This is a genomic window from Labilibaculum sp. DW002 (assembly GCF_029029525.1).
Taxonomy (GTDB): Bacteria; Bacteroidota; Bacteroidia; order Bacteroidales; family Marinifilaceae; genus Paralabilibaculum; species Paralabilibaculum antarcticum.
On record NZ_JAKJSC010000002.1, the window covers coordinates 1 to 14,488 of the forward strand.

13 protein-coding genes are annotated in these 14,488 nt (G+C 35.8%); 10 read left to right on the plus strand and 3 right to left on the minus strand.

Features of this window, described 5'->3' with window-relative positions; all coding sequences use genetic code 11:
• From L3049_RS11705 to L3049_RS11740, 8 genes are all read left to right on the plus strand, one after another.
• Positions 1–582 (plus strand): hypothetical protein (locus L3049_RS11705; protein ID WP_275110004.1); only part of this gene is annotated, 582 nt, incomplete at its 5' end.
• Between the two features lie 18 nt (positions 583–600).
• Positions 601–1,290: a hypothetical protein gene (locus L3049_RS11710; RefSeq protein ID WP_275110005.1), complete on the plus strand. Its 690-nt coding sequence runs from the start codon at positions 601–603 to the stop codon at positions 1,288–1,290.
• Positions 1,291–1,309: 19 nt separating this feature from the next.
• Positions 1,310–2,119, plus strand: coding sequence for a hypothetical protein (locus L3049_RS11715; RefSeq protein WP_275110006.1), 810 nt, complete (start codon positions 1,310–1,312; stop codon positions 2,117–2,119).
• Between the two features lie 28 nt (positions 2,120–2,147).
• Positions 2,148–3,002 (plus strand): hypothetical protein, encoded by an 855-nt coding sequence (locus L3049_RS11720; RefSeq protein ID WP_275110007.1) that lies wholly within the window; start codon positions 2,148–2,150, stop codon positions 3,000–3,002.
• An 86-nt stretch (positions 3,003–3,088) separates the two neighbouring features.
• The gene (locus tag L3049_RS11725; protein ID WP_275110008.1) at positions 3,089–3,838 is read left to right on the plus strand and encodes a hypothetical protein; all 750 of its coding nucleotides are present in this window, start codon (positions 3,089–3,091) and stop codon (positions 3,836–3,838) included.
• A gap of 6 nt (positions 3,839–3,844) precedes the next feature.
• Positions 3,845–4,528, plus strand: a complete 684-nt coding sequence (locus L3049_RS11730) for a hypothetical protein (protein ID WP_275110009.1) — start codon at positions 3,845–3,847, stop codon at positions 4,526–4,528.
• Positions 4,529–4,570: 42 nt separating this feature from the next.
• A complete protein-coding gene (locus L3049_RS11735; protein WP_275110010.1) occupies positions 4,571–7,093 on the plus strand; it encodes a T9SS type B sorting domain-containing protein in 2,523 nt (840 codons plus the stop codon).
• A gap of 212 nt (positions 7,094–7,305) precedes the next feature.
• A complete protein-coding gene (locus L3049_RS11740) occupies positions 7,306–8,364 on the plus strand; it encodes a PorP/SprF family type IX secretion system membrane protein (RefSeq protein ID WP_275110011.1) in 1,059 nt (352 codons plus the stop codon).
• Between the two features lie 68 nt (positions 8,365–8,432).
• On the opposite strand, the gene rsmI is transcribed toward L3049_RS11740, so the two are convergent.
• Positions 8,433–9,146, minus strand: a complete 714-nt coding sequence (gene rsmI, locus L3049_RS11745) for a 16S rRNA (cytidine(1402)-2'-O)-methyltransferase (protein WP_275110012.1) — start codon at positions 9,144–9,146, stop codon at positions 8,433–8,435.
• Between the two features lie 2 nt (positions 9,147–9,148).
• Positions 9,149–9,802, minus strand: a complete 654-nt coding sequence (locus tag L3049_RS11750; protein WP_275110013.1) for a hypothetical protein — start codon at positions 9,800–9,802, stop codon at positions 9,149–9,151.
• Between the two features lie 211 nt (positions 9,803–10,013).
• On the opposite strand from L3049_RS11750, the gene L3049_RS11755 reads away from it, so the two are divergent.
• Positions 10,014–10,604: a thymidine kinase gene (locus tag L3049_RS11755; protein WP_275110014.1), complete on the plus strand. Its 591-nt coding sequence runs from the start codon at positions 10,014–10,016 to the stop codon at positions 10,602–10,604.
• A gap of 11 nt (positions 10,605–10,615) precedes the next feature.
• Entirely contained in the window at positions 10,616–13,090 is a 2,475-nt protein-coding gene (locus tag L3049_RS11760) for a bifunctional UDP-N-acetylmuramoyl-tripeptide:D-alanyl-D-alanine ligase/alanine racemase (RefSeq protein WP_275110015.1), read from the plus strand.
• A 185-nt stretch (positions 13,091–13,275) separates the two neighbouring features.
• On the opposite strand, the gene L3049_RS11765 is transcribed toward L3049_RS11760, so the two are convergent.
• Positions 13,276–13,992, minus strand: coding sequence for a Crp/Fnr family transcriptional regulator (locus L3049_RS11765; RefSeq protein WP_275110016.1), 717 nt, complete (start codon positions 13,990–13,992; stop codon positions 13,276–13,278).
• Between the last annotated feature and the right edge of the window lie 496 nt (positions 13,993–14,488).

The window sequence follows — 14,488 nt, forward strand, 5'->3', positions numbered from 1 at the left end:
GCTCCAGTAGCTCCTGTTTTGGCAGATGCAACCGGTGAGTGTACAGCTACTGCTGTAGCACCAACTACAACGGATAATTGTTCAGGTGTAATTACAGGAACAACTAGTGATCCATTGACTTATAATACTCAGGGGACTCATGTAATAGCTTGGACGTTTGATGATGGAAATGGTAATTCAATTGTGGTTAATCAAAATGTTGTTATTACTGATATTACAAATCCTGTTCTTGCTGATTTATCAGACCTTGCAATTGTTGATTGCGCGGAGGATGAAAGTGTTTTGCCACAGGTGAAGAGTTTTACAGGAATGGATCTTCAATCTTCAAGATATACAGATAATTGTTCTGCAACTTTTGTTGTTCAATATAGTATACAATTACCTAATTCTTCCTTTGCAAATGCTTATGGTGTTCAAGCAATGGGAGCAGTATCATCTGCTGATCCTTCAGGTTATAGTTTTCCGGAAGGTGTCTCGACTGTTCATTTTAGAGTATTGGATGCTAGTGGAAATGTTTCAAATGTTAGAACATACACGGTTTCGGTAAATCATAAGCCGATTCCATCAGGAATAATTTATTAAAAATTAAATATAGTCAACATGAAAACAAATTTTACAAAACTTTTAAGCGTATGCTTCTTCCTACTCCTTGGATATACCGCCTCTGGTCAGACGGATAATCAGAGTGTTGGGGCAACAAACGTTTATACTGTTACTCCAGAGAGTGGAAGTAATGGTTTATTATGGGCCATATCGGGAACGCAAGGCACTGACTGGAGTGTTACTGCAGGATCATTAACTTCAGCTTCAATTACAGTAGTCTGGATGAAACCAGGGACTTACAACATGACTTTCACAGAAACGGAGAGTCATACAGGTGCAACTTGTTCTACCACACAAAGCTTAACTGTAATAGTTGATGCTGACTTTAGTGTTGCAATTGCTGATGCTACGATTTCAGGATCTACGATTACTGAGAGTTGTGCGACAGGGTCAACTGGAAACACTGATGTTACTTACACTCTAACTAAAACAAATGGATCGGAAAATTGGACATTTGATTATACAACAAATGGGTTAGCTTCTGAAATTACAGGTGATGATGTTGCAGCGACAGGTGCAACTTATGATCTAATAATTTCTTTAACTAATACTGCTGATGGTAGTGATCAAATTTTCACAGTAGAAATTACTGATGTGAAGGATAGTTTTGGCAATCCTGCTGGTGATGTTAGTGCAAATAGTGTTACTATTTACGGAGTGCCAAATACAAGTGTAATTGGATATTAATAGCATAAAATAAATCGATATGAAATCTCTTTTTAAACTTTTAATGGTTTTTGTTGGAGTATTAGTATTTACTAATATTCAAGCACAAAATACAGGTATTGCTCCTTATGTAGGATCAACACACCCATATACTATCACAAAAAGTAGTATAGCAGGAACAACTTTAGCTTGGAGTGTAACCTCAGGTTCTGCTGGTGCAGAATATAATTTTATTGGTGCTACCGATGGAGTTACTGCCAATGTAGAATGGTTAGTTGCTGGTACATATATTTTACAAGTAGTTGAAACTAGAACTGATGTTACTCCAGCTTGTCCAACGACACGTCAGATTTCTGTTACTGTGACTGCAAATACATTTGATGTTGTTACTGCTTTAGCATCGGCTGCTACTGATTGTGCGACAGTTTCAAATCCAGTTGTAGATATTTCTGCAGATGGAAATAATACAGATGATGTATTTGGTACAACCAGTAGAGAATATACTGTTAGTATGGCAGGTGGTGACCCAACAAAAACATGGTCATTTGATTACGCTATTAGCGACATTGCAACTTCAGATAAGGTAACTGGTGTTCTTGTAAATGGAGCGGCTGCACTGACAGGTACAATTAACGTTCCTGCAAACACTGCTTCCCAAACAATAACGGTTGTGTATAGCACAAATAAAAACACTTTAGGCACTAACGGACAAGATCCAGATATTTCAATTGCACTTACTATTACTAATGGACAAGATGAATTAGGAACGCCAGATAGTAATGCAGCAAATGATGTTGCCACTTATATTGTGAATGCTGTTCCAGCAACTACAGGTATTACAACTGACTAATTAAAAACTCTGATAAAATTAATATATCATGAAAAGATTATTAAAAATTACTCTAGTTCTTGCAATTTCTTTAATTGCATTTGGAACATACGCACAGGATGCTACTCATGCAGTAGGTTCGGTACATAAATTCAAAACAAATGTAGATGGTAGTAATGTGCATTTAGGAGATCACGTTGGCAACACCTATACTTGGGCTGTTTATCAAGCGGATGGTACAACAGCAGCTGTTGATAATACTGATTTCACTTTCACTACTGCAGATAATGGACTTAATATCAATACTACAGATATCCAGTGGTTACAAGCGGGTACTTTTTATGTAGAGGTAACTGAAGCAAATGCTGCAGGAGCCTGTACAACATTAAGAAGATTACAGATTTTAGTTTCTGCTAGTGCTCTTGATTTGGCAGTGATTGCTTCTGATAATGTTGGAGCAACGATTACGGGAGCTGCATTGACAGATTGTAATGATATGAGTGGTAAAGTTATAGCAAATGCTGCTGTTGATTTTGGAACTACGACTCGTTATTTTACTGTGAAAATGACAACTGATACGCAGCCATGGACAACAGGGGCTTGGGGATTTAAATTCACGACTTCTGTAGCTTCAACAGTTACGTCTTCAGCTGGAGGGACAGTAACTGGTTCTGATGTTGCAGTTGCTTTAGGAACGTCTGAAGTTGTATTAACTGTTGTTACAGCTAACACACCAGGTGTATCGCCAGCAAGTGATATTACTTTAAATCTTGTTGCTACTGATGCATTTATTACAACTGGTGCTGGAAATACAAATGAAGATGGAGCTAACTTAGCTAATAACACATCAGAATCATTCGTAATAACAGCATCACCAGAAACTAATGTGATTACTATTGACTAAATATTGTAAAGTTTGTTGACTTACATATAGAATCCTTCCCGGATTTCGATCCGGGAAGGTAATTCAAACATAAAAAATAGAAAGATTTGTTAAAAGGTATACTACATAAAATTCTGATTGTCATTGTCTTTACAATGATGGCTTTGGCTTCTGCTAAGGCACAGAGTCCGTATGTAATATTGCCTGGAAGTACGCATAAACTTACAATAACAAATCATGTTGGGAATACTTATGAATGGAATGTTTATAAAGTAACTGATTGGGCAGATCAAAAAGATGCTCTTTTAGCTGACAATGATGGATTAGGTGGGGATGATGACTTTTTATTTGTTGGGGGAGAATTTAAAAACGCGGAAGTTGACATTACCTTTTTAAATGAGGGGAAATATTATGCAATTGTAGAGGAGTTTAATTCAGGAACTAATTTCTGTTCTTCTCGTAGAGCAATACCTATAGAGGTGTTTGGAAATGAGGCGACAATTGCATTTAAAAATTTAACATCAGATGATTGTGCTGATACTGATCCACAATTTGCTACAGAATTGGTAGCGATGTTTAATTCCGGTACCGAGTTGCCAGAATCACAATACCCGATTACAGTTAACTATCGATTAGATGGAGATACTGCTGATCGAACTGCAATTGTAAATTTTGCAGATAAAATGCTCCAAGTGGTGGGCATTATTGAAAATGAAATTAATGATACAACAAATCATATAAGCATAACAAGTGCGACCAATAGTTATGGAGGGATTTTGAAAATAGTTCCTGGTCAAGAAGTACATACAAGAGAAATTTATAAGAAACCTATTATATCAACGATACAATTAAACTAAACTACTATGAAACTGACTAAAATATTTGGAGTACTATTTATTAGCTTAATAGCATTTGTGGGAACTGCTAATGCACAAGATCAAACGGTGACTATCAACACGACTCATACTTATAATGTTGATGCTGTTGCAGGAGTAACATACACATGGGCTACAACAGGAGGTACAAGTACTGATTTAGTGGCTCAAACCGGAAATTCCATAACAATAGTTTGGGATGCGGCAGGAACCTTTGATTTAACAGTTTTTGGAACCGATGCTAACGGCTGTTTAACTGAAACAAGAACATCTGAAATTGAAGTTGTAGGAGCAGCTACTGTAATGTTTGCTAATGCACCAGCAAATGATGCTGTTATTGATTGTTCTCCTCTATTAGGTGGAGCTATTACGACAAGTAATTTTACAGTTGAATTTACTGGCGGAGTTGCACCATTTGATTTAGAGTATGAAATTACTGCAATTGATGGAACTAAAACAACTCAAAATGTTTCAATGGCTGCAAGTGGAACTATTTCTATCGATGATTGGGAAAATGTATCAGGTGGTGATGAAACTGTAAGTATTCAATTGATTAGCGCGACTACTTCTGATGGAGGTACTGTGACAGTTGATCCTGATGTTGCCGATAATACAAGAAGTGTTACTGTTCATTCTAAGCCAACAATTTCAGGTGCAATTACGCTTAACTAATAAAATAACAATTGCGTTTTAAATAATTTTAATAAAATATAGATGTTAAGAACTTTACTACATAAAACACTGCTTACTGCAATAGCCATCCTTCTTGGAGGATTGGCTGCTGTGGCGCAGCAGTATGTAGTTAAAGGAACTTCGCTTAATTTTAAGGTGGAGGAAGTTGCTGGCTATGCATATCATTGGTCAGTAACGCATACATCTAAAGGTTCTGTGGCATATCTTGCTTCAAAAACTTTTGAATCTGATAATTATGTATTTGATACGGAAGGTACATATGAAGTTAAGGTATATCCAGAGGATTTAGGAACACATTGTTTTGGAGATGCATTAATCATGCTAGTAGTTGTTGATGGCGCTGCCCCAACAGCTGAGTTTGATGAATTAGAGGTACCATATGTTTGTGCAGCAAACAACGGTGGTGATGGAAATGGTAAGATTAATATTACAGTAAAATATACTGGACCGAAACCATGGACGTTTAAATATTCTGTTGATCGTGCACCTGCTGAAATGCCAGTCGGAGCAGATGAATTATATGTTAATGAATTTGAATTCGAATTAGAAATTCCGAATACAACCGGTAAAACTCATCGAGCTGAAATCTTATTAGTGGAAGCAAAGACACTATCAGGAATTGCAGTTGCTGAAGATTTACCAAATCAAACTTTAGAAGTAGATGTATTGGCTCTTCCGAATACTTTATTTGGAGATTTTACTCCAGTAATTCAGGCAGGAACAATTCAAACCTATACAGCTACAATTGAAAAGAACGAAAATTACGAAATATTTGTTCCTACTGGAGCTACAGTAATATCTGAATCAACTAAGAAGCTAAGTGATAAGTTCCACAGCGAATTAACATTTGATGTACAATGGGGAACAACATTAGGTGATTATCAAATTAAATTAATTGAACGTACAGCTTTTGATTGTGCAGGAGATACAATTTATGCAGATATAACATTAGTTGAGTCATTTGTTGTTAGTTTGGGTAGTGATATAGAAATTTGTGAAGGAGAAAGTGCAACATTGACTCCTACTATCGATTTTGATGGTAATTATACTTACTTATGGTCAGATGGATCTACAGGTTCTACTTTATCAGTTACTGAAAATGGAACTTATTCTGTAACAGCAACAGATTCGGATACAGGAAAATCTTCTTCTGCGACTGTAAATGTTACAGTATATAATAAACCAGTTGTAGATCTTGGTCCAGATTATGTTTTGGCTGATTCGGAAACGAAAGTATTGGATGCCGGAAATGCTGGAATGACTTACTTGTGGTCTACTGGAGATACTGATCAAACTATAACTGTAGGTACAAGTGCTACCTATAGTGTTGAAGTTACAAATTCAAATTCTTGTGTTGGAACTGATGAGATTATCATCTCGAGTGTGAATGATATGTTTGCCATTAATCTTGGAGAGGATATGAATATTTGTGTTGGCGATGAAGTTATTTTAAATCCAAATCCAACAATATCTCAAACGTATACTTATTTATGGTCCAATGGAGCTTCAACATCAACCTTAACAGTTACTGAATCTGGTATTTATTCTGTGACATTAATGGATGGTGCAGGCAATGAAAAAACAGATGAAATAGAAGTAACTGTTAATGCATTACCAATTGTTGATTTAGGAGATGATATCGTATTGTATGATGGTGAAACAGCAGATTTAGATGCAGGTAATCCAGGTTCTACTTACGATTGGAATACAGGTGAAAACAGCCAAATAATAACTGTTACTGACGAGAATATATATTCTGTAGAAGTAACCAATGAATTTGGATGTAAGAAAGCTGGAGAGATTAGTGTTGATAGAAGAGATGGTCATAAATTCTCTGTTGATTTAGGTGGTGATATTGAAATTTGTGAAGGTGATAGAGTTTATCTTGAAGCAAGCATTGATAGAACATTTAGTTCAGATCCTACTTACAAGTGGATTCCTTCAGAATCTACAGAAAAAGGAATATTTGTTGATAAATCTGGTAAATACTGTGTTGATGTAACAGATCCATTCGGAAATGTTGAACAAGATTGTATTGAGCTGACTGTTAATTCTTCTCCAATAGTTGATTTAGGGGATGACCTAACTGTTGAAGCAGGTGAGATTGTAACATTGGATGCTGAAAATGATGGAAGTTTTTACAAGTGGTCTACAGATGATATTTCGCAAACCATAGCTGTTGAACAGGCTGGTGAATATTGGGTAGAGGTTACCAACCAGCAAAGATGTATGGGTAGAGATACTATTCTAGTTAGCTTTCCAGAAGGTGATCAGTTTGTAGGATTAGCCACAGGATTCTCTCCAAATGGTGATGGCGAAAATGATATTCTATTCGTAAGAGGAAATAATATTAGTGCTATGAATTTGATTATTTATAATCGATTAGGACATAAGATATTCCAATCTAATAGACAAGATGTAGGTTGGGACGGAACCTTCCGTGGACAAAAACAAGATATGGATGTTTACGTTTATTTCTTACAAGTAACCTTCTTAGATGGTACATCTGTGCAAAAGCGCGGAAATGTTACACTATTGTATTAATATAGTTGATGAATAAAGTAAATTTTTACTGTTAAGTTTCATCATATTAATTATATTTAACCCCAAATAATTTGTCCCCAAAAATTAAATGTAAAATAAAAAAATCAATTTGGGTAATAGGCAATTATTACCCAAATTTATATTTTTGCCTGGGTTTTTTCGTCATTGTGTTAATATGATACTTTCATGACAAAAAGCCCCTAAAATTGCGTATGAGGAAGAGTTTAATAGTTCTAATACTTATGTTGTTATATGGTGGCTCTAAAGTCTCCGCTCAACGTGTGCACTCTTCTCAATTCTATTCTGTACCATTATTGTTAAATCCAGCACTGACTGGTAATTCTGATTATAACCTTCGTGGTGGGATGAATTATCGTAATCAATGGAACTCAGTTACTACTCCTTTTGTTTCTCAAGCTGTTTTTATCGATGGTAAGTTATCTACTCAATTGTTAAGCTCTTCATGGCTTGGTGTTGGAGGAATGATTTTTAATGACAAAGCAGGTGAGGGAAGTTTGAAAACAACTCAGGTTATGCTTGCCGGTTCCTTAAATAAAAGTTTGAACGCTGGAAACACACTATTTATTCATGCCGGTTTGGGTGTGGAGATGGTAAATAAATCAGTTGATTACAACAAGCTAGTTTTCGATAACCAGTGGACAGGAACAATATTTGATCCTAACGAGGAAAGTTTTGAGATACCTAAATCTCAATCTTTATTCTATGCTGATTTTTCTGCAGGAGGTATGATAACCTATTTTAGAGGGAAATCAAAATACTTCATGGGGGTTGCTGTTAGTCATTTGAACCAACCAAATGAGTCCTTCTATGAGATTACAAACAATCTGAAGAGACGCTTTGCTTGGCACGGAGGTGTAGAGTCAAGATTAACGCCACGATTGTATGTGAAGCCTGAGATAATGCATACAACAGAAAAAGATGCCAATGAGTGGATTGCAGGTGCAAATTTCATGATGTTGTATGGAGAAAAAGGAACCATTCTTCACTACGGTTTATGGTATCGATTTACACAGGATATTATTCCAACCTTTGGATATGAGAAAAAACGTTTAAAACTGATGATCAGTTACGATGTTAATATTTCAGATTTACAAGCAGCTTCTTCTAATCGTGGAGGTCTAGAGATATCACTTACCTATAATTACAATTACTCTAACCCTAGAGAAATTCGTAAGTTAAAACGACGTCAAAAAGTTAAGAAACTTGGCGATAAGGCAATTTCTTGCCCTAAATTCTCACACGAAGACTAAATTCAGTTATCAGTTGAACTTGCGTAATTTTGTTCATGGCTAACTGTTCTCTGTTCACTGCTCACTGTTTAAAGACGGTCTTTCTTAATATATTCTTTCTTCTTTTTCTCAATAACTTTACCTGAAAGTACAATTACAATTTCGCCTTTAACTGTTTTTGCCGAGAAATGAGCTACTAATTCGGTTAAGGTTCCTCTTGCATTTTCTTCGTGTAATTTGGTTATTTCTCTGGAAACAGAAGCTTTTCGTTCCTCACCAAATACCTCAGCAAACTGTGTTAAAGTCTTAACTAAGCGGTGAGGAGATTCATAAAAAATCATTGTTCGTTGTTCTTCACTAAGCTCTTTTAGTTTGTTTTGTCGACCTTTCTTTTGAGGAAGAAAGCCTTCGAAACAAAAGCGTTCATTAGGAAGTCCGGAATTAACCAGTGCTGGTACAAATGCTGTTGCGCCTGGCAAGCACTCTACTTCAATATCATTTTCTATACAATGTTTTACCAAGAAATATCCGGGATCGGATATGGCTGGTGTACCTGCATCAGAAATTAATGCAATAGATTGTCCTGCTAATATTCTATCGACAATTTGTTGAGAACTTTTGTGCTCGTTGAATTTATGATGAGAATGAAGAGGTTTCGAAATTTGGTAATGTTTTAAAAGAAAGCCAGATGTCCTAGTATCCTCGGCTAGAATTAAATCTACCTCTTTTAATATGCGTAAAGCTCTTAGTGTAATATCTTCTAAATTCCCAATTGGAGTAGGAATAAGGTATAATTTAGACATGCTTAAAATTTTCTTTTTGTGATTTCAAGGAATTGAACAACTGTTGGATCTTCAAGGTCCCAATTTTGATCATTTTTAACCCAACTCATAACGGAATCAAAATTAGTAGCCTCATTTACGAATGAAATGGCAGAATGATAGGCCTCACTATTATTCTCAAATAATTCTCGCGTAAATAAAAAACGATCATTAATACCTATGGCCGATTGAATATCTGAAAGTTTTTGGGCCGATAACTTTTCACTAATAATTTTTATTGGTTCAGCCTGAGCATGGTCATTAACAATTGGCATCTCAAATTCTTCCTTGTTTTCTATTTCTGTTATTTCTTTTTCTTCAAGAGAGAGGACTTCCTCTTTAGGTGGAGCAATTTTTTCAATTTCTTTGCTCTCTTCTTTTATGATTTCTGTTGGTTTCAGTTCAGTTTCAGAAATATTTTTCGCAACAGGCTCATTAATTTCTTTTACTTGATGAGTTGGTGCTGGTTCAATATTTCTTTTAAGAATTTCAAAATCTTGAGATAATCCATTAATTCTCGACTCTAATAATTCTATTCCACCCTCTAATTCGAGAGGTTTATCAGCAAAATGATCCAAAAGATTTTGGATTTCACATGTTTTGCTTTTAAGAAGTTGAATGACCAATTTACTGTCCATGAGCAAGGTTTTAGAGTAATTAGAATATGAAATTCTAATGTACAAAAGTAAAGCTATTTTTTGTATAATGTACTTGTGTGATGCATCAATTAGATAAAAACGCTTTCTTTCTGCAAAGTATTGTTCAAAAGTTTATCAACACAGTAAGGTAAGTCTGAAAGTGTTTTCCTATTTTTGTGTATCTATGTAAAATAAGCTAAAAGTTGTCTACATGTTTCTTGAGAATGATATAAATAGAGCTGGAAAAAATGGTTGGGTCGAAGTAATTGTTGGTTCAATGTTTTCTGGTAAAACTGAAGAATTAATTCGTCGTTTAAACCGTGCTAAAATTGCACGTCAGCAGGTCGAAATTTTTAAACCTCATATCGATGTGAGATATTCTGAAGATGAAGTGGTTTCTCATAATTCTAACTCTATTCGTTCAACTCCTGTTGAAACTTCTGCAAATATTTTATTGCTTGCAAGTAATGTAGATGTTGTTGGTATTGATGAAGCACAATTTTTCGATGAAGGTTTAGCTGAAGTGTGTAACGAATTGGCCAATCAAGGCATTCGTGTGATTGTAGCTGGCTTAGATATGGACTTTAAAGGAAATCCATTCGGACCAATTCCTTCTTTAATGGCAACAGCAGAATATGTCACAAAAGTGCATGCCGTTTGTATGCGTTGCGGAAATTTAGCAAATTACTCTCATCGTTTAGCAGAAGCTGATAAGTTGGTTTTGTTAGGCGAAAAAAGCGAGTATGAACCTCTTTGTAGAAACTGTTACCAGAAAATTTATCAGGATACTTCAAATAAATAAATGGCTGCAAAATGACTTCTGCTCAATTGTACACTATTGAATCGATTGCTTCTCTTGTTGGAGGTGAAATTTATGGGAATGTAAATGTTAAAATTACTTCCTTATCGATTGATAGTAGAGCTTTACAATTGCCAGAGGAATCGCTCTTTTTTGCAATCGTAGGTGAAAGACACGATGGGCATTCTTATATAGCAGATTTGTATCAAAAAGGTGTTCGAGCCTTTGTAATTAGTGAATCGGAGAGTACCAATTCTATTGATTGTCCTGATGCAGCATTTGTACTAGTAGACGATACCTTATTGGCACTTCAAAAACTAGTTTGTCAGCATAGAGAAAAATTTACCTATCCGGTAATTGGCATAACAGGAAGCAATGGAAAAACCATTGTGAAAGAATGGTTGTACCAATTGTTGAACGAATCCTATTCTATCGTTCGTAGTCCCAAAAGCTATAATTCACAGGTTGGAGTTCCTTTATCGGTTTGGAATATGAGTGCCGATGCTGAAATGGGAATTTTTGAAGCTGGAATTTCACAGACTGGTGAAATGGAACGTTTGGCAGAAATTATTAAACCTACTATTGGTGTATTTACACACTTGGGCGATGCGCATAACGAAAATTTCAAAGGCAAACTTCATAAATTAAAAGAGAAGATTAAATTATTCTCTTCTTGCGAAAGCATTATCTATTGTTCGGATGAACCTCTAATCGGGAAGGCCCTGCAAGTAGAATATGGGAATAAGAAAAATAATATTACTTGGTCGCGAAAACATCCTGCAGACTTAAAAGTAGTTAGTGAGCGTATATCAGGTGGTCAAACGCATCTTGAACTAAAATCTTTTAATGAAAAAAAAATAATCACAGTCCCTTTTACCGATAGGGCATCAGTTGATAACGCAATATTGTGTTATCTCTGCTTGCAAAGTCTTAGGGTTTCAGATCAAATTATAAGCAAGCAAATTCAGAAATTAGAACCAATCGCAATGCGATTGGAAATAAAGGAAGGAATTAATGATTGTACGCTGATTAATGATTATTATAATTCTGATTTAGGATCGCTAGAAATCGCTTTAGATCTAGCAAATCAACAACAAACAGATAAGAAGACAACTTTACTCTTATCGGACATATTGCAGTCGGGATACAGTGATAAAAAATTGTATGCTTTGGTTGCCAAAATGCTTGAACAAAAAAAAGTAGATCGATTGATTGGTGTTGGAGAGGCAATTTCAGCTCAATCTAAAATGTTTAAGTGCGATACATCTTTTTATCGGTCAACCGATGTGTTTCTTGCAGATTTGAATCGAAATCAATTCAAAAATGAACTCATTCTGATCAAAGGAGCGAGGCCATTTCATTTTGAAAGAATATCTAATGTTCTTCAATATAAGGCCCATCAGACCGTTTTGGAGGTGAATATGAGTGCCATGGTGCACAACCTAAACTATTTTCGTTCATTGCTTACGCCAAGCACTAAATTGGTGGTTATGGTGAAAGCTTTTTCTTACGGAAGTGGGTCTACTGAAATCGCAAATTTATTGCAATATCATCGGGTTGATTATTTGGCAGTAGCCATTGCAGACGAAGGTGTTGAGCTGCGAAATGCTGGCGTTACAATTCCCATAATTGTGATGAATCCAGAGCCTCATAGTTTCGATACGATGATTGAGTATCGCCTGCAGCCAGAAATATACAACCACAGTATTTGTGCTGATTTTGAGAAGGCATTGCGAAGAAATGGAGTGAAAAAATACCCAATCCACATCAAATTGGATACGGGAATGCATCGCTTGGGATTTGTGGAGGATGATTTGGCACAATTGGGCGATACCATTAAGGATAACGACCACTTTTTCATTCAGTCAATATTTTCACATTTAGCAGGAGCAGATGAGTCACAACACGATGATTTTACAGCTCAGCAAATCGATTTGTTCAATCTGTGGAGCGAACAAATCAGAAAGCACTTCCCTTATCATATCGATAAACATATCTTGAATTCTGCAGGAATAGAACGCTTCCCAGAGGCACAATTTGATATGGTTCGTTTGGGAATTGGTCTGTATGGAGTTAGTGCTACACATCAAGAAAAATTAATGAATGTAAGCAGTTTAAAAACCACGATCTCTCAAATAAAAGAAGTCGCAAAAGAGAATACGGTTGGTTATGGTCGAAAAGGCCAATTGCAGAGCGATACACGCATTGGCGTAATTCCAATAGGTTATGCCGACGGCTTTAATAGAAAACTCAGTAATGGAGTTGGCAAGGTAGTGGTGAACGGTAAATTAGTTCCGGTTGTTGGCAATGTTTGTATGGATATGAGTATGATCGATCTCACAAATGTGAACGCTAAAGAAGGAGATGCTGTGACTATTTTTGGTGACGACTATTTGGTTAGCAAGCTGGCTGAGCAGTTGGATACCATTCCTTATGAAATTCTGACAACAATTTCTCGTCGTGTAAAACGGATCTACTTTCAGGAATAAAATATTTTGGGTGTTCCCCTCGTAAACTCGTGGCGGGCTATTCACTTCTACTCCTCACTCATTCTTCGCTGTGGGGTATCCGTTTCTATCCCTAACACAAGCATTTGAATATTACCATCAGTTTTTAATATAAACGAAAAGCCATCCCTAACGAGATGGCTTTGTATATTTTCGAAAATCAGGTTTTAACCGAGTTTGCTAATTCTATCAAGTTTTACTTTATCTATTATTTTGATTTTTCGTCCATCAATAGCAATAACCCCTTCACTAGCAAATGTAGATAGTGTTCTGATCGCATTAGATGTGGTCATGTTTGATAGGTTTGCAATATCTTCTCTTGAAAGATAAACCTTAATCGTTGTGCCATCATCCTCGAAACCGTAAGTGTCACGAAGGAATAATAAAGATTCAGCCAAACGTCCGCGAATATGCTTTTGAGTAAGTGTTACTGTTCTGTTGTTAGAGAAACCCAGTTCAGTAGCAAAAGATCGGATAATACTTAAAGAAAGTTCTGAATTTGTTTTAATAAGCTTCAAAATCATCTCATAGCTTACCGTACAAGTCACTGAATCTTCGATTGCAACAGCTGAAGCGATATTGTTTTCTTCAGCAAAAAGTGCTCTATAACCGATGAAACCTACTGGTTTAGCCATACGTACAATCTGCTCACGACCACCAACTCCTTCTTTGAAAATTTTAACCTTACCATCTGATAAACAGATAAGACCGAGTGGCTTTTCTCCTTCTTTATAAATGTATTCACCCTTCTTAAAAAAACTACAGCTCATATTGTGTTGCAGCGTTTCTTTTTCTTCTGGAGTGAGAACATTAAATACTGAATTTGGGTGGTTTATTACCTCCCCACAAATAACCTCTCTCGATTTTCTATCATTCTCAATCATACACAAAGTGGAATATCAAATTAAAATACATTGTATGTTTTAAAACACTTCAAAAGTATACAAATGAAATGAAATGAGAAAACGAATGAAGAAAAATTTCATTATTTACGTAATGTTCGACAACATGCTATTTTATAGGTGTTTATACCCATTGGATAGTGTTTTTCTACTAAGGTATTTTTTTGATCAAAGCCAAAAGCCTTCGATGAAACGCGTAAAACAGGTGCTGTTTGGAATCTTTTGTATTCATTCATGTTTGCCATTCGAATGGTCTTTGATACGATTTCAGCTTCGAAATCTTATTGAATTATTTCTTCCGAAGACATATTTTTTTCTATATATCGGAATAAAATGCCGTCTAACACATCGTAATCGGGTAAAGAATCCGAATTCTTTTGATCGAGACGTAATTTAGTGTTCGAAATAGGGAATAGATATTTCTCTGATCAGCAATATAGATTCAGATGTGAAATTATTGTTTTGAGAATATTAGGGG

Bases quoted from the DNA above. Each gene is read 5' to 3' on its own strand.
- L3049_RS11710 (WP_275110005.1), top strand. From the start codon at position 601: ATGAAAACAAATTTTACAAAACTTTTAAGCGTATGCTTCTTCCTACTC.
- L3049_RS11715 (WP_275110006.1), top strand. From the start codon at position 1,310: ATGAAATCTCTTTTTAAACTTTTAATGGTTTTTGTTGGAGTATTAGTA.
- L3049_RS11720 (WP_275110007.1), top strand. From the start codon at position 2,148: ATGAAAAGATTATTAAAAATTACTCTAGTTCTTGCAATTTCTTTAATT.
- L3049_RS11730 (WP_275110009.1), top strand. From the start codon at position 3,845: ATGAAACTGACTAAAATATTTGGAGTACTATTTATTAGCTTAATAGCA.
- L3049_RS11735 (WP_275110010.1), top strand. From the start codon at position 4,571: ATGTTAAGAACTTTACTACATAAAACACTGCTTACTGCAATAGCCATC.
- L3049_RS11740 (WP_275110011.1), top strand. From the start codon at position 7,306: ATGAGGAAGAGTTTAATAGTTCTAATACTTATGTTGTTATATGGTGGC.
- rsmI (WP_275110012.1), bottom strand. From the start codon at position 9,146: ATGTCTAAATTATACCTTATTCCTACTCCAATTGGGAATTTAGAAGAT.
- L3049_RS11750 (WP_275110013.1), bottom strand. From the start codon at position 9,802: ATGGACAGTAAATTGGTCATTCAACTTCTTAAAAGCAAAACATGTGAA.
- L3049_RS11755 (WP_275110014.1), top strand. From the start codon at position 10,014: ATGTTTCTTGAGAATGATATAAATAGAGCTGGAAAAAATGGTTGGGTC.
- L3049_RS11760 (WP_275110015.1), top strand. From the start codon at position 10,616: ATGACTTCTGCTCAATTGTACACTATTGAATCGATTGCTTCTCTTGTT.
- L3049_RS11765 (WP_275110016.1), bottom strand. From the start codon at position 13,992: ATGATTGAGAATGATAGAAAATCGAGAGAGGTTATTTGTGGGGAGGTA.